Source organism: Metallosphaera javensis (ex Hofmann et al. 2022) (assembly GCF_022064045.1).
Classification (GTDB): Archaea; Thermoproteota; Thermoprotei_A; order Sulfolobales; family Sulfolobaceae; genus Metallosphaera; species Metallosphaera javensis.
Genome location: NZ_JAKNCW010000002.1, coordinates 208,405 through 228,968, shown reverse-complemented (window position 1 = coordinate 228,968; position 20,564 = coordinate 208,405). Strand labels below are relative to the sequence as shown.

Below are 20,564 nucleotides of genomic sequence, written 5' to 3'. Positions count from 1 at the left end.
GAATTGTATAATCTAGGCGAAATTTTGTGAAGCAAATATATAATCTATAAGGAGAAAATTCAAATGATACACACACTGCTTTCTCTTGGTAATAAGTGCGTCTAGATTCCTCTGAATGATACTATTATTCAATTAAACTGAGGATTGATAAAAATCAAGGCTCGGATAGTATGGCATTGTCAGTATTGGGGCATAGTGTCGTCACAATTGCATAAATTTGTTTTATGGCTTCATGACTTCGCATTGAACTCCTTGAACCTTAAAATATGCTAACATGACGACACTATGGTACTGGGGGGAGCAATTACTTATCTTACTGACTAGGAAAATTCTCGGTTCCGTAACGGTGTAACCATTACCTGAAAAGTTCCTTTGCGACAAATGTAAATACATGGGACCATTCAGATCTTTATTACGAATTGAATTCTAGTCTTGACATTTCTTATTATTCAATGTATGATTAATTGACTAGAGTCGTCTAGGTCGTGGGATATATGCTTAGCTCACCCGTGATATAACATCGTGTTCCCCTTAAAGTATTACTGAGAAAATGGTAGATTGGTTTTGACCACCCCACGTAGATTAACTAATTACAATTCGCAATGGAGACGTTAATCACCCAATACATGTCTGTTTAATCGATTATTCAATAGACAAAGTAATATACTAAAATGATAAACCATTAGGTAGCTGACATGAGAATACCGGTGCTTAGCGTCAAGGGTGGTATAGGGAAATCTATTATTTCGTTTCTTCTCTCTAGAGAGTTAGCCCTTAGAGGCGAGAAAGTTATTCTTCTAGATAGAGATCAAATAGGGTTTTCCTCTTCCTTAGCTGGGCTAGAGGAAAAGGGTTTGTTGGCAAGCGTGGTAGATGGAGAGAAATGCCAATGTATCTCTCATCTTAAGATAGGGAAGGGAGAAGTTAACGTAATAAAACTGTATGGGGATGGTCCACGTCTCAAACGGGATTTAGACGCATTAATAAAATATCCCGAACTTGGAGAAGAATATTCATCCAGATACGCTTCCATTCTGAAGACCACTAATCATTCTCACATAATAATAGATAATCCTGCTCTATCTCTTCCCAGTGACGTAGGGAATAAACTTGAAATGGCTACCTATCTTTCCATGTTTCCCGGATCTTCATCGTTAAGACTCCTTATTACGGATATTACGGTCCATCACTTGGATAATACTCTGAAGTACATAGGGCTTTTGGACGCAGGGATAAAGCAAATTCCATCCGCTAATGTCCAAATGCAATACCTGGCCATAAACATGGCACCGCCCGATTGGGATATTAAAAGCCTGCACAATCTCTCCACTAAGATGGCTCAGGGTCGAATCTCCAATGTCTTCGTGTTTCCCTTTAAGGAGGAACTGTTCCAGTTTTCTGGCACGTCTGAAGATCTTCCTAGATTTAGCCAGATAGAGACTCTGGCGAAAAATGTGATTCAAAAACGTGTTTAACCACGGACTTCAAGATAGCCACAGGAGGTTCTACCTCTCAATAAGTGAAGGGCCAACGCTCTTAAGGTTTATATTAGTTCCCTTGATTTTACTGATTATGAGGTTTTCAATAACAAGTATAAAGGGTGGTGTTGGAAAGTCGACAGCCTCAGTGTTACTATCATTGGAATTAAACAGGTTAAATAAGGGAGTTGTACTGGTTGACATGGACCTATCAGGTTACACATCCTTCTTGGTGAGACTGGACGGACCAGGGCTCCTATCATCCATAGTTGATGGCCTAAATCGCGAGAAGTATTTTAAGGACGAGGGAAATACCCGGATAGTTAAACTGGCTGGAGACGGCCCAAGGATGAAGGTTGACGTCGAAAAGATACGTAAGGATGAAAGGCTATTCACCACGTTTCAAGAAGCTTACTTTAAAGCCCTTTCATTTCCACATGAGTATACCATTATTGATAACTATCCTCTTTCTTCACCCACAGACGAAGAGATCGCCCTGGAAAGGGAAATCTATTCGCTCAGGCATAAAGACCGCTGTTACGACATAAAGGTAACCGACTCTAACGAATTTGACATTAACCAGACCCTTGAATATGCCATCTATCAGAAGAGCAGGGATTCATGCGAGACGCTTGCCTTAATGATAAATATGATTCCGTCCCCATCAAGAAAACGCACACTTGAAAATAACATGAATACTCTCCTGAGCAAGATAGATGCTAAGGTTGGAATACTTGTCCCGTTCATTGAGGAGCTTTTTCAGTACTCTGGCCCCATAAGGGATATCCCTAGGCTCCCACAGTTCGCCAGACTGGCTGAAATGATTGTTAGTGGAGATATGGACAAGGAGAGGGAGAAAACAGTGATCAGTTACTAGTCTTCAACGAACTTGTAAAAAGAAGTTTATTTTAGCGAATCATGAAGTAGACTATGACCCATGAATTTGTATTCGAAGATACGGTAAGGATATATGATACGGATGCCCAAGGCATAGCACACTACGCATCCTATTACCGTTTCTTCACAAACACTATAGAGAAATACATGAAGGATAAAGCTGGTATACCCTACCCAAACGTGAACGATCAGTTATGGTTTGTAATGGTTGAAACTCACGCTGTATACAAGAGGCCAGTGAGATTAGGGGATGAGCTCACCATTATGATCTCGCCACAGGTAGTATCCAAGAAGGTTATTAGGTTTGATCTTAAGATTTTGATTAAGGGCAATGTAACCACAGAGGGATACGTGATACAAGTGGCCATAGATCCCAAGGTCTGGAGATCAGTGGAAATACCCGAGGACATCCTGAAGAGGATAGTTGAGGTCTAGCTACCTCAGGTTTCCTTGACTACCTCCCTGACCCTGCTTACTACCCTGGCCTACAGGCCTTTGACCAGCTCTAACCCTAGGCATCACTGGAATCAGGGCTAGAACTCCCATGAGACTGCCCAGAACCAGGTAAATCTCTGACACTTCCGCATTTAACGTGTAGAGATAGGCAAAAACGAAACTCCCCAGAATTCCTCCCAGTGCCTTTCCCGTATAGAGGATACCACTGTTCACTGTTGAAAACCTTGTACCGAATATTTCCCCAGCAACGTTGAAGTATAACGTTATCATGGACCCACCTGCGAATCCTATGAGGACCGTTGTGGGAACCAGCTGACCCACTAGGAGAGTCAAGGATCCCACCAGCAATATGGTGTTCAATATGAGGGTTGTTCTCACTATGCCAACCCTGTCAGCTATCCTTCCCATGATCGGCCTCATCCCACCACTAAGAAGTGGAAAAATGGAGATAAGGATGGTAAGTTCCTCTGGTGAGAGGTTCTTCCCAATGACTGCCAACTGGGATGAGATTGCCGTTAGGGGAATAACTGCGCCCACGAAGGAGACGTAGATTAACCAGAACTTGGTTGTGAAAATAACCTGCCCCGGTGGCCTCCCTTTACTTGAGGCTGGATACTTGACTAGGGACATCAGGGCTGTGACCAGTACAAGCTCCGAGAGACCGATGGTCAGGGTAACAACCTTGTAATTATCAACGTGAAGTATCAGGGGATTTGCCACCACTGAACCCAGTCCAAATCCCATGGACACTATACCCGTGGCGAAGCCCATCCTGTCACTGAACCATTTCATGGCTAGGTTGGCTGCTATCCCGTAAAGAATTCCTTCACCTATACTTCCCAGGGACCAGAACACGTAGAAGTAAATGATACTGGGTGAGAAATAAGTTCCAAGAAAGCCCAGCGAGGCAAGTAATGACGCCACTATACCCACATTTCTCGGTCCATCCTTGTCGGCAAAGTGACCTCCCAAGGGCTGAAAGAAGGAGGAAAACACGCTGAAGAGGGTGAAGCCAATCGCAATCTGCACCACGGAAACGTTGAAACCTTCCTTGAGAAGGGGTTCCAGGGCATTCCAGGAGTACTGGTATAAGGAGTTGAAACACATCACGATGAAACCAATCACTAGGAACGTCTCTCTTTTCATTGGTTCATGAACTTGGTTCTTTTTAAAAAGATTTCTCTCGATTAAGCTTGAATAACATAAACATTGCTAAATTATTGATATTAAAAATGATTAATCAGGGTTCCATAGTGAGGAAAGTGATAGAATGAGGATTTCCTGAATATCACATCACTGGGTTGGAGTCCTTATCCATCCCTCCCTAGTCTTCTTGAGCCCGTGGATTCTTCCTAGAACCATGTCCCTGTACCTTTTGAAGATTGAGAGATTATCACATTGAAGAACTCCCTCGTAAAAGGCGTCTATCACCGTGGTGTTGAATTCCTGTATTTCGCGTTCAAGAGATTCCACCTTTACGTAATGTAAATCGATTTCCCCGGGTGGTACACCTGGCCTCTCCTTTCCCACAACCAGGAGGTCCCAGTCGCTGTAGATCATGTTATCTCCGCGTGCCCTTGACCCAAAGAGGATGACCGTATACTCCTTTCCACAAAGCGCAGAGACGTATTCCCTCACCTCTTTCTCTTCCTCCGCGTAGATCTCCCACAGATCAGATACTATTGAGTAATTTTTCCATGCATTTGACACATTTCTCACCCTCCTGTCTCTCTAGATCAATAAAACTCTCCTCTGGATACCTTGAGCCAGTGTAGAGCATTGAAAGATAGTTTGCGCAATCCAGTAGCTCGTCATACATCGCTACTCCGTGTAATTTGCTTATCTCCTGTAGTAATCTCTTCAAAGAATGTGTGTACAGAATGGAACCCGTACGTTGAAGAATATACCCCTTGAATCTCAGTTCCACAGCCATGTGAGAATGAAAACAGGCCTCGGGATAGTAACCTTTCTCCATCAGAAGTATAGCCACTTGCTTCTCCTGCTCGCTCTTTTCAAACCACTTGGCCACAATTGATTGTTAACAATCACGTTATAAACATTGAACTTACTGGGTTGGAGGATCAAAAGAGACCTATCGAGGAAATATCATCTCCCTTTTGACCTGAATTGAGGATGGGATAGTTACTCCCTCAGCGCTAATCATGCAGAATTCCGGCGACGGACCCATTGCCAGCAACCTTCTCCACAGGGATCCGCTCACCTCCAGCGATGCATAGAATTTCTCGTATTGAACTCCCCGAGGCTTGGAGAACCAGGTCGCCACATCCTGCTTTACCTCACTCAACTCCCCAGCCTTTAGCGCCAGTAAGGTCCCCTTACCTTCAAGGGAGAAGGACGCTATCTCGTCATGAACTGTCCTCGTGTCCTTCTCCACTGCATCTATTAGCCTGTCGAGAACCCCAGAATCCTCAATGAGGTACCAGTCCTCATACACGTCACCCTGAGGCATCCACGAGACCCCAGAAATCCTGTAACTGGTAGAATGAAGAAACCCCCTAACCCCTACCCTCTGGAAATTCTCGTGAAATCGGATCAGGTATTCCTCGTATCTCTCCCTGTTCACCTGCGGATCTCTCCTGTGCCAGAACACATAGGCCTCCATCTCAAGTCGCCAGTTTCTTCACCAGTTCATAGAAGTTCTCATAGGGATGTATGGGATACACCTCTATGTCAACTCCATACCCCATTTCCTTCATGATGGGGAGATTCTCCAAGATTTCGTCAAGTTGCTCGTGGGAGTTCACATCCAGAACCGCTACGACCTCCCTCTTCCCCGATACCTTCCATAAGCCCTTGATTACTCCCTGCTTCAACGCAGGTAGGGCTGCCTCAGCCTCCCTTTGCCAGATCTGCATCAGATGTCTCTGGGTGAGAGACTTGGGCTGACGTATCTTAAACCAGACAAGGTATAACATTATTACAATTTCGTTCCATAAGTAAATAAACATTTTTATGGGATGAAGGTACTGAGTCACTGTCTAGTCCATCCCTGCGTCCAAACACAAAGCATGTTTCCCATCTGTTATAAATTGCTTATTAACCTAGTAATCAAGTATAATGCCATGGGCAGACAGGAAAGGTTCTGGGCCTCAATTCAAGACGTGATTCAAGGAATTGAGCAACACCCCTTCATTACGGGGCTTGTGGACGGATCACTTCCCATGGAAAGCTTTCAATTTTACATAGTTCAGGATGCCCTCTACCTCAAGGAGTTCGGGAAGGTCCTTCTAATTGCATCCGTGAAGGCTGAGAACGAGGAGCAGAGAGTGAATTTCCTTACCCACGTCCTGGACTCCATCAAGGTAGAGGAAGGACTTCACTCCTCCTTTCTGAGGAAGTGGGGAGTGGATCTGGAGATGCAGGAAATGTCTCCCGTGAACAGGGCATACATCTCCTTTCTACTCAGCGTTGGCTATTCCTCCCCCTTCCCTGAGATTTTGGCGGCAGTCCTGCCCTGTTACTGGATATACATGCACGTGGGGAAGTCCCTTGTGAAGAGGGGATCTCCCGTGGAGGAGTACAGGAGGTGGATAAACACGTATGGAGGCGAGGAGTACGAGAAGGGAGTGAGATGGGCCATCAATCAACTGGAGAGGGTCAGCGTGGATGAGATCACGGAGAGGAAAATGATGGAGAACTTCAGGCTCGCATCAATCTACGAATTCATGTTCTGGGATTCAGCCTACAGGAGGGAACATTTCCCCTTTCCGGTAAAGAGTAGAGGATAAAAAAGAATATCTTTTCCAGCCTGTCAGGACATAGGTGCCCTTCCCAGGGGAGCTTTGGCACCAAGTGCCTCAGCCACTACCTGAGCCAGTCCTGTATACCACGCTGCTATTGCGGTCAATATGCCCACATATCCGCCCGCATGCGTCAGCCCCGCATTTCCCGTCATGGCACCTATCCCCAACAGGAAGAAGGTTATCCACAGGAGAAGAAAGGTCACGAATAGTCCCATGTTTGACTTGAAAGTCCCTATCCACATTACGAATGTAAATATTCCGAATCCCACCAGCACATATCCTATACCCACCGCAGTAACGTCTCCAAAAATTCCTAGAGACGTCAGGAAGAACCACTCCCAGAACGCGCCATATGTAAAGAAGGCAACGTATCCGAAGGTATTGCCTGCCCTCCACTCCAGTATTCCCGCAAGGAGCTGGGCCAACCCTCCATAAAAGGCAGCCAAGCCCAGAACCGCGTTAACTCCACTGGAAAGCAGACCTGCGTTATACGTACTTAAAACGAGGGTGGTTAGAGCGAAACCTGAGAGACCTAGGGGTGCGGGATTTGCTCTTTTTTGTTCTGTCATGTAGATTCCTCCCATCTTCTCATCTAGAAAATTTAAATCTTTTCTAAGTCTTCCATACTACAGCAAATTTATAATATAAATTTCCAAAGGTATTTGTATGTCTCAGTCGGAAAATGAATCAGGTCTACCTTTTCATGAGAAAATAACACCGGAGCTACTCAAGCACAGGCTGGTAACTCCCGAGGAATATCTGAGGATCCACAAGAGGACGGTGGAGAACAATCAGGAGTACTGGGAGTCTGTTGCAAGGGAACTGGACTGGTTCAAACCATGGGAAAAGGTGCTTGATGACTCACGTCCGCCCTTCTATAAGTGGTTCGTTGGTGGAGAGCTCAACGCTTCTTACCTAGCAGTGGACAGACATGCCCACTCCTGGAGGAGAAACAAGGTTGCCATAATATGGGAGGGCGAGCCCTGGGAGAACGGTCCCAAAGAAGTGAGGAAGCTAACTTACCTTGATCTCTATCGTGAGGTGAACAGGGCAGCATACCTTCTCAAGGAGGTTTACGGGCTCAAGAGGGGTGATACAATAGGGATTTACCTTCCCATGATTCCCGAACTCCCGATCTTCATGCTGGCCGCCGCTAGGTTGGGTGTCGCCTTCACTGTAGTCTTCTCAGGTTTCAGTGCACAGGCGGTAGCTGACAGAATGAACGACGCTGACGCAAAATTGTTGATCACCGCAGACGGCGGTTGGAGAAGAGGTAAGGTTGTCCCCCTAAAGGAGATTGTGGACAAGGCCCTTGAGACCGCCACCACGGTGAAGAACGTTCTTGTGGTGAGAAGGACAGGGATAGAGATCAGCATGAAACAGGGGAGGGATGCGTACCTGCACGAGGTCATGGCCAAGGTCCCAGCGAACGCATATGTGGAACCCGAGAGGATGAAAAGCGAGGATCCTCTCTACATACTTTACACCTCAGGAACAACAGGCAAGCCCAAGGGAATAGTCCATGATACTGGGGGATACATGACCCTTCTGCACAACACAATGAAGCTGGTGTTTGATATCAGGGACACTGACGTTTTCTGGTGCACAGCGGACATTGGCTGGGTCACGGGGCACTCGTACATAGTCTTTGGACCACTTCAGGAAGGAGCTACAGAGGTGATGTACGAGGGGGCCATGGACTTCCCTGAGCCCGACAGGTGGGCATCAATTGTGGAGAGGCATCAGGTCTCAATACTCTACACCTCCCCAACGGCGATAAGGACTTTCATGAAGCAGGGAGAGCAATGGATAAAGAAGCACGACGTTAGCAGTGTAAGGCTCATTCACTCAGTGGGAGAGCCTATTAACCCTGAGGCGTGGAGATGGTTCCACAAGCTTGTTGGAAGAGGTCAGGTTCCCTTCGGGAGCACGTGGTGGATGACCGAAACTGGAGGAATCATGATATCCCATACACCTGGAGGTTACCTGGTACCAATGAAACCTGGGACCAACGGTCCTCCAGTTCTGGGGGTGGAGGCTAACGTGTTTGACGAGGATGGGAAACCCATGCCGGAGGAGCAGAAGGGTTACCTGGTGATCACCAAACCGTGGCCAGGAATGCCCCTCACCATCAACAAGGATCCAGAGAGATACGTGAAGGTTTACTGGAGCAAGTTCCCCAACGTTTTCTATGCAGGGGATTATGCCATAAAGGACAGGGACGGATATTTCTGGATACTGGGAAGGGCTGATGAGGTTATGAAAATTGCTGGGCACAGGATAGGAACATACGAACTGGAATCTGCACTGGTTCAGCATCCCGCCGTGGCTGAGGCCGCTGTGGTGGGCGTTCCGGATCCGGTCAGGGGTGAGGTGGCTGAGGCATTCGTTATCCTTAGATCTGGTGTTGAACCAAGTGCGAAGCTCAAGGAGGAAATAGTGAAGTTCGTGAGGGAGAACTTCGGACCCATAGCCGTGTTCAGGGAAATCCACTTCGTGTCAAAGCTACCCAAGACCAGAAGCGGTAAGATAATGAGGAGAGTTATCAAGGCAGTTGCCACAAACTCCCCTGTGGGGGATGTGACCACGCTGGAGGACGAGGCCTCAGTGGAGGAAGTGAAAAAGGCCTTCCAGGAGCTCAAGGAGCAGATAGGGAAGTGAAATAGGAGAAATAGATCCTCCCAGCTACGTTGCAGATGGCCATAACATTCTTTTTTAGAAACTCCTTCATCTCCTTTTTCACTCCGTAATAGGCTAGGGTGATCTTGGGATACACCGTTATACCGTTTATGGAGGCGTTGAGCTGGATCACGAAGTTGATTGAATTGTTCTTTTCATTCACGTTACTCTGAAGGGAGAAGCCAAAACCGGGGTTATCAAACCTGATCTCCATTTTCTTCTCCACATCCCTGAGCTTATCAGCTGTGAAGATAACCATAAAGTATCTCAAAAGGTCCTTCCTCGTCAGTTTATACTGTTTGCTTCTTCCCAGTTCCATTGTCTCCAGATCGCACAGGCCCTGGCACTGGGAACCGTAACATAGCTGACAGTACTTGGAAAGCAATATCCTAGCGAATAGATTTCCCATCCCCTCCACGTCATAGTAGTAAAGGAGGTCTCCATCAGTGATTGCCCTGTCCACAAAGTCGGAATAGGGAATGTCCTGCTCCTTGGCGTTAAGGAATTGAACCACGCTGGATTTTCCCCTGACCATCATGTAGTTCTTCAGATCGTATTCCATTTCCAGAAGCCTCATGAGAGGTACCTCACCGTTCTCCGCCTTCACCTGGTCCAGTATCCTCGATGTGGACCCCTTCCCCGATTTTCGTTCCACGATGTAACTTACGTCCACTCCCTCCTTGTGAAGGGATCTCAGCGCCTCATCCAGGTCGTCATACTCAGGAGTCTTTGGGGTCAGGGTCACAACAAGGTACTTAACCCCCTTGGACTCGCTCTTCCTTATCAACCTGCCCAGTCTCTGATAGAACCTGAGAGGGCTCTTTGGTACGTCAGTCATTATCAGGAGTCTGGCCTCTGGAATATCTATCCCTTCCTCTCCAACGTGGGTTGATATGATCACGTCTACATCACCGTTTTTTGCCTCATTTACGATCTGCAGGCGTTCCTCCTTGTTTAACTCCCCGGTTAAAGTCTTGACCCGGGTTATGCCCATGTTGTGGAGCAACACCTCGAACTCGTGGGCAGTTGAACGCCTCGCTGTGAAGATCAGAACCGGTCTGTGCTCCTCAACATCGTAGGCCTCCAAAATCTCCTTGATGCTACGGGCCTTGTGGCCCAAACCCTCGGTACTGCACAACGTCCTCAAAGCCACGTTATCTGACACCTTATCCCTGAGATTCTCGAGGCTCTCGCAGAAGGCCATCTTTCCATGACTGTAAAGAGTGAACCTGAGGAAACTCAGGGCCCTTTCATCGCCGGCCACCTTCCCCTTCAATAGGGCATCGTATGCCACGTTTTCTACCCCGTCCATCTCGGCGTCAAAAACGTCTGCTATAGCCTTTGGAAGGGTGAAGGATGGATCGATCTCCGACAGCTTCCTGAAATCGTAAGCTAAGAGAGAGGGCATACCAAAGGTTTCCACAAACCTGGAGTCCATACTGTACCTTTTGGAGCTTGGAAGGAGGGCAGTGAAGCCTATCACGATCTTTGGCCTCATGGAAAGCAAACCTGACATGTACCTGGGATCGCCGAAGGCATGATGGACCTCATCCACGATAACTGCATCTACCCTAGGCATGCACTTGGAGGAAGTAAAGGGCGTTGAAACCACGAGCTCCTTTCCCTCCTCGAAGCTGGCGCAATTTCCCTCATACTCCTCCCCAACGCTGTCGAAGACCTTAACCCAGAAGTTATGATACATCTGATCGCACAGAAGCCTGGTTGGCTCCAGGACCAGTACCCTCATTCCCTTCCTTCTGAGATGGTCAGCCAGCATAAGCTCCACAAGCGTCTTTCCAGAGCCTGTGGGCATTGAGACCACTACGAACCTGCTTTTTTCCAGGGTGTTAAGGACGTCAGTGACTACCCTTTCCTGATATGGGTAGGGCGTGAAACCGAGGGAGTCCCTAAGTTTCTCAGCAAACGTCTCGGAAATACTCACAAAAAGTAAGCGACTTCGAGGGTTAATATTATTGATCCGTTCACATCAGGGGCGCGTTACAGTAGAGGCAGGTGGTTCTATTGGCTGGATTTGACCTGGCACATTTGGGACATATCTTCACCTGAAGTGCGCCGAACCTGTTGGGGAGAGTTGCACCACATCTCTTGCAGTGTGTAAGAACGTCTGGATTCATCTCTCCACAATTAACGCATTTAACTTTTCCCATTTCCCCTGATAAAATTCAAGGGGACACCCTTTAAAATTTTCTTTGAGGTTGTTGAGATTTCTAGGTAGCGAAGGGACCACCAGGATCACGACCTAACTTCCCTCAGCTTTAGATACCAGAAGGAGGTGATCAATCTCAGGACGGCCGACGTTAGTAACAGGGCCCTAATATCCGTCACTAGCCCCAGAAAGGGAATAAGAAGGTTCAGTATGAAACTTGATAACACTGACCCAGCGAGGGCCCCCAAACCTTGCAGAACAGAGTAGAAAGCTAGGGCCACCTTCATATCCTCCTTGGAGGAGCTATCATACAGGTAACTTATGTACGCAGTTGACCCCACCATGCTCGTGAAGCCCGCAACAACCTCAGCCAGATAAATGTAGTATACGCTTGGAGATAGGACATAGGATAAGGGAAAAACAGTGAGGAGTGCCCTTCCCAGGAACATGGCTATCCTCCTGTTTCTGGTTATTAGTCTCGCCACCCATCTCCTCATGATAAGGGAGGAGATTCCTCCAATTACCGAGATGATCGCAATATTCACGTAATTCATGTGAAAGATGTATATCTGTGCCAGAGGGAAAAGGGGCCAGGCAAAGGACCAGAAAAAGGTGAATACGGTGGTGAGTGAGAGGAAACCCCACATGCTCCTGGGAACGTGAAATCTCCTTGCAGGATCTTCATAATCAACGTCAGATTGCCTCAACACTAGGATCGTGAACAGGGTGATTACCCCGCTTAGAATGAAGGGAACCTTGATGAGTTGTAACGACGATCCCGCGAATATCCCTGCACCAAGAGTTGCAATGAGCCCTCCAACATTGGCATAGGCCGTGTATTGTGTCAGGACCTCTCCCCTAGATGTGGAACTCAGCTTCTCCATCACTAGGTTCCATCCCATTAATGACATTCCAAGACCCAACTCCGCCACGCAGTAGGTTAAGGTAATATAAGGGCCAGTGAAGGGTAAAAGAGACATGATAATCCAGGCAATTCCTGAGATGAGATTTCCCAAAATCAACATGTTGAGCGCCCTCACCCTGAAGAGGGCAGTTATGAACTCAGAGACTGAAGTTAGCACGGTGGAGGCTGAGCTAATTATACCCAGATACTCGTTCACAACTCCAGACGAGGCCGCGGTGAACGTGATGAAGGGTTGAGATAGGTTGTTGGCCAGACTCTTCAGTACAGCGTAAGTTCTCAACGGTTTCAAGGTTATACACAGATTGAAGAAATGGTATTAATTTTCTGCTCTACATATGAAGAATCTCAATTACATGTAAGTGTGAGGCTTTCCCATTTTCCAGGATTCCATGAGCATTACGTCCCTGGGGTCAGCCAGATTCAGTGACAGGTTGTGCGCGAAGCTTCCCTCACCGAACTTCTCGTCCACAATCTCCAGAGTTACTCTCCTCACCTCCCTCTCATCGGCTATCCCCAGAAGATGAAGATATTCATGCAGGATTACCACGTAAAGATACTCAAACAGATCGGACTGAGGGATCCCACTAAGAGGCACGGTGTTCACATAAATGACGTTCTGACCTGCTCTCACAAATCCTAGAACGGATGGAGTAAACGGTACCAGTTCTATCTCCGCCTTCACAGATTTTCCGCTTCTCCTTAACACATCTCTCGCCACCTCATTAAGTACAGAGTAGGGCGTTTCCAGGGTTGGCATACTAAAATCTCTGCGTCTACTCTTTTATACAAGTGTTAAGATATGGTGATGTTAATTTACTAAATATTGCAATATTTAAATCGTGACTTTTATATGGTCCAAATTAAACCCTGTTAAAGTGAACTATAATTACAGAATAAGTTGGAATGATGAACATCATTTATTTTAGTTTACTTTGCAATTTGAAATGTTTAATCATCAATCTTATATATATGATTGATACAATATAAAGTAGATAAACATGTCCGAGTCGGAAAAGCTGGAAAGGCTAATGAAATTGAAGGGAGCAGTGGCAGCAGGTAAATACACCATGGACGGGAAACTAGTGGAGTACAAGGGAAATCTACCAAAGGATATGGCGGAGATGGTAGCTATGATGTGTGCAGCGAACACCATGATGGGGAGGATGCAGGCTGAGGGTTTCACTAAGTTTTCTGGAATGAAGTGGTCTCCATTTCACGGATGGGCAGTGGCAGCTGGCGACTATGCAGTCTGCGTGATGGGTCAATACGGCGTTTTCGTGGAAATGGCCAAGGCTGACTTCAACGAGATATTCAAGACATTAATGGAAGTAGCCAAATAGACGGGAGACAAATCTCTAAAGCGGAAATTCAAGTAAGGCTTTTTTCCTTCCCCAATTAAGAGCGGATATGAGGCTCTTCACCTTTCTAAAATTTGGCGAAACTAGGATAGGCCTGGAGAGAGATTCAAGGAGGCTCGATCTCTATGAGGCCTACAAGCTGGTGTACGGAACTAAGGAGGCGCCAGGTTTTCTCCTTGATATGAAGAAATTAATCATGCTTGGGAAACCTGTAATGAATGTCCTTCATGAACTGGAAAGGGAGTGGCCTAAGGAGGCTGAACTCACGGGTACGCTGGAATGGTCACCTCCTGTACCCTATCCAGAGAAGATTTTGTGCCCAGCAGTTAACTACAGGGCTCATGGTCAGGAAGCGGGGACAGCACCGCCACCCAAACCATATTTCTTCACAAAATTCGCAAGTTCCCTCGTGGGGCACGAGATGCCTGTCATAAGACCAAAGGTCACGGAAAAACTGGACTGGGAGGTGGAACTGGGCATAGTTATAGGCAAACCTGGGAAGTATATAGAGCCTGAACGTGCCCTGGATTACGTTTTCGGATTCACAGTGTTTAATGACGTTTCGGTGAGAGATTGGCAGTTTCCAGAGGGATGGCCTAAGACGCTGAACCCCTATGGCCAGAACTGGGTTTGGGGTAAGGCCATGGATAGGACAACACCTGTGGGACCAGTGATTGTAACCAGGGATGAGATCGGAGACCCCAACTCCCTCTCCATGACCTTGAAGGTTAACGGTAACATTGAACAGAACGGCAACACTAGAGATCTTATCTTCAATGTCCAGCAACTGGTGAGCTGGGCCTCCCGGGGAATTACCCTTTCCCCGGGTGATATAATCTCCACAGGTACTCCGCCTGGAGTTGGGTTCGCAAAGGGAAAGTACCTCAAACCGGGAGATGTCATGGAGGCAATTATTGAGGGGATTGGAACACTAAGAAATAAAGTGGAACAGGAATAAGGATCTTGGTGATTTTTTGGATTCCTTTAACTGGCTCCTTCTCTCCAGGGCCCTTAGAAGCGTAGGGATAATGTTCGTGACAATATCTAGCTCCCTTTACCTCTCAACCCTAGGACTTTCACCGGTGATAATTGGTCTGGTATTCCTGGGAATGACGGGGTACATAGCTGGGTTCTCCCTCTCCTTGGGCATGCTGGGTGATAGGATAGGCTACAAGAAGTCACTGATTCTTGGGGACCTTGTACCGGCCATTGCCCTCATCCTTCTCATCTCCACTAGGAATCCAGTGATCGTGATACCATCTGCCATAGTTACAGGTTTGGGAGGTACTGCTGGAGGAGCCAGAGGGGCCTTCTCTCCTGGGTTGACTGCTCTGATCGCGAGGAACTGGAGGGAGGATCAGGAAAGGGTAAAGAGGATGGGAAGGTTGACCTCAGTCTCAGCCTTGGCTGGAGCAGGAGGGGGAATTCTGCTAAGTTTCCATGACTATTTACCCTTTGGAAACGTGAATGACTTCCGTTTCCTTTTTGCCGTCGCGTCGGGACTACTCTTCGCTTCCGCCCTGTGTATCCTAAGGGTGGAGGAACGTAAGGGTGAGAGAAAGGGTAGCAGGTTCATGAGGAAGGGGAGTCTTAAGTATGTGTCCAAAATAATAGCCTCAAACACGCTCTCCGGGGCTGGAGTTGGATTGGCTATTCCACTTCTACCCCTCTGGTTTAGCCTGCGCTTCCATGCCTCGCCCCTTGTGATTGGGGCCATATTCACAGGCGCCTCGCTGAGCACGTCTTTGGGTTCCTATGTGGCCACTAGGATATCTGGGAATGCGCTTAGGCTGGCGTCGCTAACCAGGATAATGAACGGGGGATTTCTCATAGCCATGGCAGTGTCTCCCTTTCTACCACTGGCGGGGGCACTCTACGTGATCAGGGGATTTAACGCCGGTGTCGGTATGCCCAACAGGACCGCAGTGAACGTGAGAGGAGTATCAGAGGACGACTTCGGTACCGCATCCAGCCTTCAGGGAGTGGCCACACGACTCTCACAGATGAGCTCTGGAGCGAGCGGATACCTGCTTGAGGAGAGCTTTGCCCTACCCCTTGAGATAGGAGGAGTGGCGCAGACCCTTGGTGGAATTCTCTATTACGCGCTTTTGAAAGAAAGGGAGGAGAGAAAGGAGGAGAGACCTAAGACCGTGTAGGCTCCTCAAGATACTTTATCCCGTCCTGGAAATACACTGTCATGGAAAGGATATGGATAGTTGCCTATGCCTATCTAGTTTACCTTTTCCTGGCCACCATTCCCCAGCTAACTAACCTTCCGGGATTCAATCTAGGTATACCCATTCTTGTCCTGATATCCGTATATTTTTATCACTCCTACACAAAGCTGAGAAAGGGCTCCGTGCTCTTCTTCATTATAGGATTTCTGATCGGATACCTCTTCGAGTTCCTGGGGGTACATACTGGTTTCCCCTTCGGTAAATACTATTACACGTCGGGTTTGGGATATGAAATCCTAGGGGTACCGCTTATCATTCCCTTCCTCTGGTCCACTCTGGCTTACTTCTCGTACCTTCCATCGGGAAATCCCTTCATTTCCTCCTGGATCATGGTGATGATAGATCTCACTGTTGATCCCCTGTTCTCCAGGTTTGACTGGCACTGGATTACACCGGGTCAGTATTTTGGCGTACCCATCTCCAACTTCGTGTCGTGGTACGCCATCTCCCTTCTAATCTATTTTACATGGAGAAGAAGGGTTACCTTCAAGTACGACGTAAAGGCCTCTCTCTTTGTCTACGGGCTCATTCTGGACCTTGCCCTTCAAGACTACTTCGCCGGACTAGTGCTTCCCTCTCTCATATCCTTTGTAGTGGCCTCCCTTTCCTTTCTCCTTCTACATGTACTTGCTCGTGGGCTGGGGCACGCCAAATCTGTCAGCGAACATGAAAATAACTAGAGTACCCGCGTTCCTCACCTTGTACATGGTGTTCATCACGTCGTTCTCTGTAAGGTCCTCATCCAGCATTACCCTGCTCACGAATATCAGTTGAGGGATCTCATCGTCTGGCGGAGTGAAACCAACATCAACCTTCATCCTTAACAGCCTGTATCTCAACCCATTGAGGAATTCCTTTCTTTCATTGGGAGGAAGTGACCTGAGCTGGGATTGATGATACTGGTGAATTCCAACAGCCATTCCCAGGACGTATACCCTTGAGTCCTTATCCGGTTTAATGAGCTCCAGCTGGGGTCCACCCTGTTGAGGAGAGATGGCCAGATGGAGAAACTCCTTCGCCTGTGGAACTTCCTTCACGTTAAGTCCCAGAGACCTGAATACCTTCACTGGATCCATGATCTCACCCATACATGGTGCTGGGCTTTGTTTCCCCAGCCCCAAAGGCATCCAGGAACCTCAGAATCACGTAGGTTCCGGCATTCCTCACCGAGTAGAAGGCCTCAAGAAAGTCGTTGGCCCTCAGGCCGTCTTCATAGATCACCTTGCTTACATTTATCAGCTGTGGAATCTCCTGACCTGGCGGTAGAAACGCCACGTCGACTTCCATCTCCATGAGGTAATACTTTATCTCGTCAATGAAAGCTTTCCTGGTGGAGGTGCTCATTTTCCTGAGCATGTCCTGGTGGGTCTGATGCACTGCTATACCCATTCCCACAATGTAGAAGGGAGTCATGTTTGTGGGACGTACCACATCCACCACTGGAGCACCCTGAGGAGGGGATACGCTAACATGAAAGTACTCCTTGGCACCGTCAGGAGTCCAGACCTTCATTCCCAGTCCAGTTAACCACTCCTTTATCTTATTCTCCATAGGGGGAGATGAGTCCAGGAATTAAAAACCCTGTCGAAGGTCCTCCTCCACGGCCAACGCCACATTGTAACCGGGAATGCCCGTGACCTGACCACCCGGGTAGGTGCCAGCCCCTGAAAGGTAGAGGCCCTTCACGGGAGTCCTGTATCCCCATCCCTTCATTGGCCTCCCGTCAAAGAGATAGGGGTATCTCATGGGTAAGTGGTTGAGATTTCCTGCAGGTGCATGATAGTGCTTTAACGCATATTCCGCGTTTATTTTCTCCTCGTAAATTATCTCTCCAGAGAACATGGAGAGAACCTCTTCCCTGTCACCCATGAACTCAAGAACGGGGGCCCCGCGCGTATTGTCCACGGCTGACGGCATGACAATCTCTCCAACCTCCAGATCTATTATGCCCTGTAAGTAAGGCTTGAGTTCCTCCTTGACCTTTACCCCTTCCCTAAACACCACGTTATACTTAACCCATCCTCCCCTTCCTGGATCCAGTTTCAGGTCGCTCAAGGGTTCAGTCATGGAGAAAGTGCTGACGGGGCTGATAGCTGACACAACGAGGTCTGCCTTTATCTCTTTCTTCCCTACCCTCACTCCAGTTACCTTACCGTTTTTAACCAAGATCTGATCAACCTTACTCCTAGTTACAATCTCGACCCCCAGGGATCTGGCCTTCTTCTCTATGTAACTGGCAACTGTCCCCATTCCCCCTGGAACAAGTGACCAGTCGTTATAAAAATAGGCCACAACGTAAGCCGGAGAGTCCTCCATGGAAGGATAAATGAAGTATCTGTGCACATCTCTTGGAAGATACTCATTCAGGAAGTGATGAGAGGTTTCCCTCACTATCTCAGGGACTCCCTCCGATTCCGCTACCTCAAGTACCTTTTCCCTTGAGGGAGGTCTTGAAGTGAAGGTGAATCTCGACATGATCTCCTTCATTTTGAGGAGTTTATCCTCGAACTCCGAGAACCTAGGGAAATATCTATTTAGAATCTCCCTTCTCTTCCTGGGATCCCTGTAGAAGGGGATCAATTTTCCATCATATTCAATGGTCTGAAATATATCGTTCTCTATGACGGGTATCCCGAATTCCTGTCTCAGGGATTCGGGCATCACCCCAAGAACATAGGAGGCCCTGCTTATTACTGCCTTGCCCTCCACGGCACTCTCGGTCATTCCGCCCGTTCTGTGGGAGGCCTCAAGAACCGTCACATCCAGACCCAGCTTCCTAAGGTAGTAAGAGGCGATAAGCCCGTTATGTCCAGCCCCTATTACCAGAGCTTTCATTTGACCCAATTCCCCAAAGAAGTAAAATGACTTTTGGACAGGAACTGGGAGGAACATGAGCTTAAAATCCCTTCCACATCAGGTAAAATGTGAAGATAGGACTAATATACTTCGGTGGTCAGTACAATCACCTCATCCTGAAGAACGTGAAGTATCTGGGAGGGGATATTGAAACCGTGGATCCTTCCCTATCCCTGGAGAGGGTGAAGGGATATGACTGCCTGATCTTCAGCGGAGGTCCCCAATCCGTGAAGGAGGAATTACATAGGATGGGGAACTCGCCCCTCTTCGTTAGGGAGCTCAGCGTTCCGAAGCTGGGTATTTGTCTGGGGCATCAGCTCATAGCTCACGTCCTGGGAGGAGTCGTGGATAGGGCTAACACTCCGGAGTTCGGGCTGGTCAGGATCAAGGTGGAGGACCATGACACCATCCTAAGAGGTATTCCCTCGGAGTTCAATGCATGGGAGAGTCACAACGACGAGGTGAAGTTCCCTCCTCCGGGGTTCAGAGTTCTTGCAAGTAGCGAGACCACCAGGGTACAGTCCATGGTTAACTCAGACAACGCTATCTTCACCGTGCAGTTTCACCCTGAGGTTAAACATACCGAGCATGGGACTCAGGTACTTAAAAACTTTCTTGAGGTATGTAAAAAGTAGATGAAGAACAGCGGATCAGCTGAGGTGAAAGGTTGTACTGGGTGAGGAGAAACAGATTGGGCGGATCCCACATGCCCTCCCATCTGGAGGAGATCCGAGAGTGGAAGAGGAAGGGGGTCAGGAAAGTCCTGGTGTTAACTGAGGATTGGGAGATTGAGGATACGTGGGGGAACCCTGAGTATTATTTTTCCCGACTCAAGGAGGAAGGTCTGCAGTTCCTCCATGTCCCGGTCCCAGATGGTTATGCCCCCACGAAGGAACAATTTGATGAGATTGTGAGATGGCTGGACAGCGGTAACAACCTGGTTCATTGCGTGGCCGGTATGGGAAGAACAGGCACGGTCCTTGCGGGCTACCTGATTGTGAGGGAGGGAATGAGTCCAGAGCAGGCTGTGCAGGAGGTAAGGAGATACAGGCCAGGGGCCGTGCAGACCATGCAACAGTTCATGTTTCTTCACGGGTTGACCAACCCTTGAAACTGGAACAGGACTACCTGGTGAACTTTCTCTATCTGGTTCAGAACATGATAGCCAAACAGGTCAACCTGGTGAAACTGGAGAGGGAGCCAAGAGAGATGTGCGGTGTGGACGTCGCATATAAAGGAGAGATGGGAGTTGCAGTGGTGGTCTGTGACGGTGAAACTCAAATTATCAAGAAGGTCAAGGGAAGGGTGAGTTTCCCCTACATCCCCGGATTACTCTTCATGAGGGAAGCTCCCCTCATGGTAAAAGCACTGGAGGACGTCAAACCCGATCTCCTGCTAGTGGACGGACATGGTATAGCCCACCCAAGAAGGAGTGGCATTGCCACTGTGCTGGGCGTTCTTCTGGAAACTCCCACTGTGGGAGTGGCTAAATCCAGACTCGTGGGTGAGATAGTTGAGGAAGGCGGAGTGAACTACGTAACCCTGAACGGGGAGAGGGTTGGGGTCAAGGTGGGAAAGTACTACTACAGTCCTGGTAACCTGGTGAGTCTGGATGACGTGATCCAGCTCAGCAGGATGGGTTACCCCAAGGTGTTGAGGGAGGCTGACAGGTTATCCAAGGTGTATAGGAACGAGATGGACATCAGCTAAACCCTCGTCGTCACCAATCGGTCGGGCAAGTTCTCAT

Annotated in this window: 25 protein-coding genes; 12 read left to right on the top strand and 13 right to left on the bottom strand. The window is 48.0% G+C overall.

The window, feature by feature from the left end; translation table 11 throughout:
• The first annotated feature begins 695 nt into the window (after positions 1-695).
• From L3N51_RS03025 to L3N51_RS03015, 3 genes are all read left to right on the top strand, one after another.
• Complete coding sequence (locus L3N51_RS03025) at positions 696-1,475, top strand: P-loop NTPase (RefSeq protein ID WP_238025373.1); 780 nt, start codon at positions 696-698, stop codon at positions 1,473-1,475.
• Positions 1,476-1,572: 97 nt separating this feature from the next.
• Positions 1,573-2,355 (top strand): P-loop NTPase, encoded by a 783-nt coding sequence (locus L3N51_RS03020; RefSeq protein WP_238025372.1) that lies wholly within the window; start codon positions 1,573-1,575, stop codon positions 2,353-2,355.
• A gap of 53 nt (positions 2,356-2,408) precedes the next feature.
• The gene (locus L3N51_RS03015; protein WP_238025371.1) at positions 2,409-2,810 is read left to right on the top strand and encodes an acyl-CoA thioesterase; all 402 of its coding nucleotides are present in this window, start codon (positions 2,409-2,411) and stop codon (positions 2,808-2,810) included.
• On the opposite strand, the gene L3N51_RS03010 is transcribed toward L3N51_RS03015, so the two are convergent.
• The 5 genes from L3N51_RS03010 to L3N51_RS02990 form a co-directional block, all read right to left on the bottom strand.
• A complete protein-coding gene (locus tag L3N51_RS03010) occupies positions 2,811-3,977 on the bottom strand; it encodes an OFA family MFS transporter (RefSeq protein ID WP_238025370.1) in 1,167 nt (388 codons plus the stop codon).
• A gap of 147 nt (positions 3,978-4,124) precedes the next feature.
• Positions 4,125-4,541 (bottom strand): nucleotidyltransferase domain-containing protein, encoded by a 417-nt coding sequence (locus L3N51_RS03005; protein ID WP_238025369.1) that lies wholly within the window; start codon positions 4,539-4,541, stop codon positions 4,125-4,127.
• Entirely contained in the window at positions 4,504-4,863 is a 360-nt protein-coding gene (locus tag L3N51_RS03000) for a HEPN domain-containing protein (RefSeq protein WP_320056936.1), read from the bottom strand. The genes L3N51_RS03005 and L3N51_RS03000 overlap by 38 nt, the downstream gene beginning before the upstream one ends.
• Before the next feature lie 60 nt (positions 4,864-4,923).
• Positions 4,924-5,454: a hypothetical protein gene (locus L3N51_RS02995; protein ID WP_238025367.1), complete on the bottom strand. Its 531-nt coding sequence runs from the start codon at positions 5,452-5,454 to the stop codon at positions 4,924-4,926.
• 1 nt (position 5,455) lies between these two features.
• The gene (locus tag L3N51_RS02990; RefSeq protein WP_238025366.1) at positions 5,456-5,767 is read right to left on the bottom strand and encodes a muconolactone Delta-isomerase; all 312 of its coding nucleotides are present in this window, start codon (positions 5,765-5,767) and stop codon (positions 5,456-5,458) included.
• A 147-nt stretch (positions 5,768-5,914) separates the two neighbouring features.
• On the opposite strand from L3N51_RS02990, the gene tenA reads away from it, so the two are divergent.
• A complete protein-coding gene (tenA, locus tag L3N51_RS02985) occupies positions 5,915-6,580 on the top strand; it encodes a thiaminase II (protein WP_238025365.1) in 666 nt (221 codons plus the stop codon).
• Between the two features lie 23 nt (positions 6,581-6,603).
• Here the strand turns inward: tenA and L3N51_RS02980 are convergent, their stop codons facing one another.
• The gene (locus tag L3N51_RS02980) at positions 6,604-7,164 is read right to left on the bottom strand and encodes an acetate uptake transporter (protein ID WP_238025364.1); all 561 of its coding nucleotides are present in this window, start codon (positions 7,162-7,164) and stop codon (positions 6,604-6,606) included.
• Between the two features lie 97 nt (positions 7,165-7,261).
• On the opposite strand from L3N51_RS02980, the gene acs reads away from it, so the two are divergent.
• On the top strand, positions 7,262-9,256 hold the full coding sequence (gene acs / locus L3N51_RS02975) for an acetate--CoA ligase (protein ID WP_238025363.1): 1,995 nt from the start codon (positions 7,262-7,264) through the stop codon (positions 9,254-9,256).
• Here the strand turns inward: acs and L3N51_RS12660 are convergent.
• The 4 genes from L3N51_RS12660 to L3N51_RS02955 form a co-directional block, all read right to left on the bottom strand.
• The gene (locus L3N51_RS12660; RefSeq protein ID WP_238025362.1) at positions 9,234-11,216 is read right to left on the bottom strand and encodes a DEAD/DEAH box helicase; all 1,983 of its coding nucleotides are present in this window, start codon (positions 11,214-11,216) and stop codon (positions 9,234-9,236) included. The two genes, acs and L3N51_RS12660, sit on opposite strands and share 23 nt — an antisense overlap.
• Before the next feature lie 40 nt (positions 11,217-11,256).
• Positions 11,257-11,442, bottom strand: a complete 186-nt coding sequence (locus tag L3N51_RS02965) for a double zinc ribbon domain-containing protein (RefSeq protein WP_238025361.1) — start codon at positions 11,440-11,442, stop codon at positions 11,257-11,259.
• A gap of 85 nt (positions 11,443-11,527) precedes the next feature.
• On the bottom strand, positions 11,528-12,655 hold the full coding sequence (locus tag L3N51_RS02960) for an MFS transporter (protein WP_238025360.1): 1,128 nt from the start codon (positions 12,653-12,655) through the stop codon (positions 11,528-11,530).
• A 60-nt stretch (positions 12,656-12,715) separates the two neighbouring features.
• A complete protein-coding gene (locus tag L3N51_RS02955) occupies positions 12,716-13,123 on the bottom strand; it encodes a hypothetical protein (RefSeq protein ID WP_238025359.1) in 408 nt (135 codons plus the stop codon).
• A gap of 241 nt (positions 13,124-13,364) precedes the next feature.
• Between L3N51_RS02955 and L3N51_RS02950 the strand changes: the two genes are divergently transcribed.
• The 4 genes from L3N51_RS02950 to L3N51_RS02935 all read left to right on the top strand — a co-directional run bounded on the left by L3N51_RS02950 (position 13,365) and on the right by L3N51_RS02935 (position 16,641).
• Entirely contained in the window at positions 13,365-13,706 is a 342-nt protein-coding gene (locus L3N51_RS02950; RefSeq protein ID WP_238025358.1) for a DUF2173 family protein, read from the top strand.
• A gap of 67 nt (positions 13,707-13,773) precedes the next feature.
• Positions 13,774-14,682, top strand: coding sequence for a fumarylacetoacetate hydrolase family protein (locus L3N51_RS02945; RefSeq protein WP_238025357.1), 909 nt, complete (start codon positions 13,774-13,776; stop codon positions 14,680-14,682).
• Between the two features lie 16 nt (positions 14,683-14,698).
• Complete coding sequence (locus tag L3N51_RS02940; protein ID WP_342765742.1) at positions 14,699-15,880, top strand: MFS transporter; 1,182 nt, start codon at positions 14,699-14,701, stop codon at positions 15,878-15,880.
• 41 nt (positions 15,881-15,921) lie between these two features.
• Positions 15,922-16,641 carry a carotenoid biosynthesis protein gene (locus tag L3N51_RS02935; RefSeq protein ID WP_238025356.1) on the top strand — a complete coding sequence of 240 codons (720 nt, stop codon included), beginning with the start codon at positions 15,922-15,924 and terminating at the stop codon, positions 16,639-16,641.
• Here the strand turns inward: L3N51_RS02935 and L3N51_RS02930 are convergent.
• From L3N51_RS02930 to L3N51_RS02920, 3 genes are read right to left on the bottom strand one after another with little or no spacing between them, the layout of a single operon-like run.
• Positions 16,579-17,037: a DUF2299 domain-containing protein gene (locus tag L3N51_RS02930; RefSeq protein ID WP_238025355.1), complete on the bottom strand. Its 459-nt coding sequence runs from the start codon at positions 17,035-17,037 to the stop codon at positions 16,579-16,581. The genes L3N51_RS02935 and L3N51_RS02930 overlap by 63 nt on opposite strands.
• Positions 17,038-17,041: 4 nt before the next feature.
• Positions 17,042-17,512: a DUF2299 domain-containing protein gene (locus L3N51_RS02925; protein ID WP_238025354.1), complete on the bottom strand. Its 471-nt coding sequence runs from the start codon at positions 17,510-17,512 to the stop codon at positions 17,042-17,044.
• 21 nt (positions 17,513-17,533) lie between these two features.
• Complete coding sequence (locus tag L3N51_RS02920; protein ID WP_238025353.1) at positions 17,534-18,796, bottom strand: phytoene desaturase family protein; 1,263 nt, start codon at positions 18,794-18,796, stop codon at positions 17,534-17,536.
• Positions 18,797-18,885: 89 nt separating this feature from the next.
• Here L3N51_RS02920 and L3N51_RS02915 point away from each other — a divergent pair, with 89 nt between their 5' ends.
• From L3N51_RS02915 to L3N51_RS02905, 3 genes are read left to right on the top strand one after another with little or no spacing between them, the layout of a single operon-like run.
• On the top strand, positions 18,886-19,452 hold the full coding sequence (locus tag L3N51_RS02915; RefSeq protein ID WP_238025352.1) for a GMP synthase subunit A: 567 nt from the start codon (positions 18,886-18,888) through the stop codon (positions 19,450-19,452).
• A 32-nt stretch (positions 19,453-19,484) separates the two neighbouring features.
• Positions 19,485-19,928 carry a protein-tyrosine phosphatase family protein gene (locus L3N51_RS02910; RefSeq protein WP_238025351.1) on the top strand — a complete coding sequence of 148 codons (444 nt, stop codon included), beginning with the start codon at positions 19,485-19,487 and terminating at the stop codon, positions 19,926-19,928.
• Positions 19,929-19,975: 47 nt separating this feature from the next.
• Positions 19,976-20,527, top strand: a complete 552-nt coding sequence (locus L3N51_RS02905) for an endonuclease V (RefSeq protein ID WP_238025382.1) — start codon at positions 19,976-19,978, stop codon at positions 20,525-20,527.
• Positions 20,528-20,564: the final 37 nt, after the last annotated feature.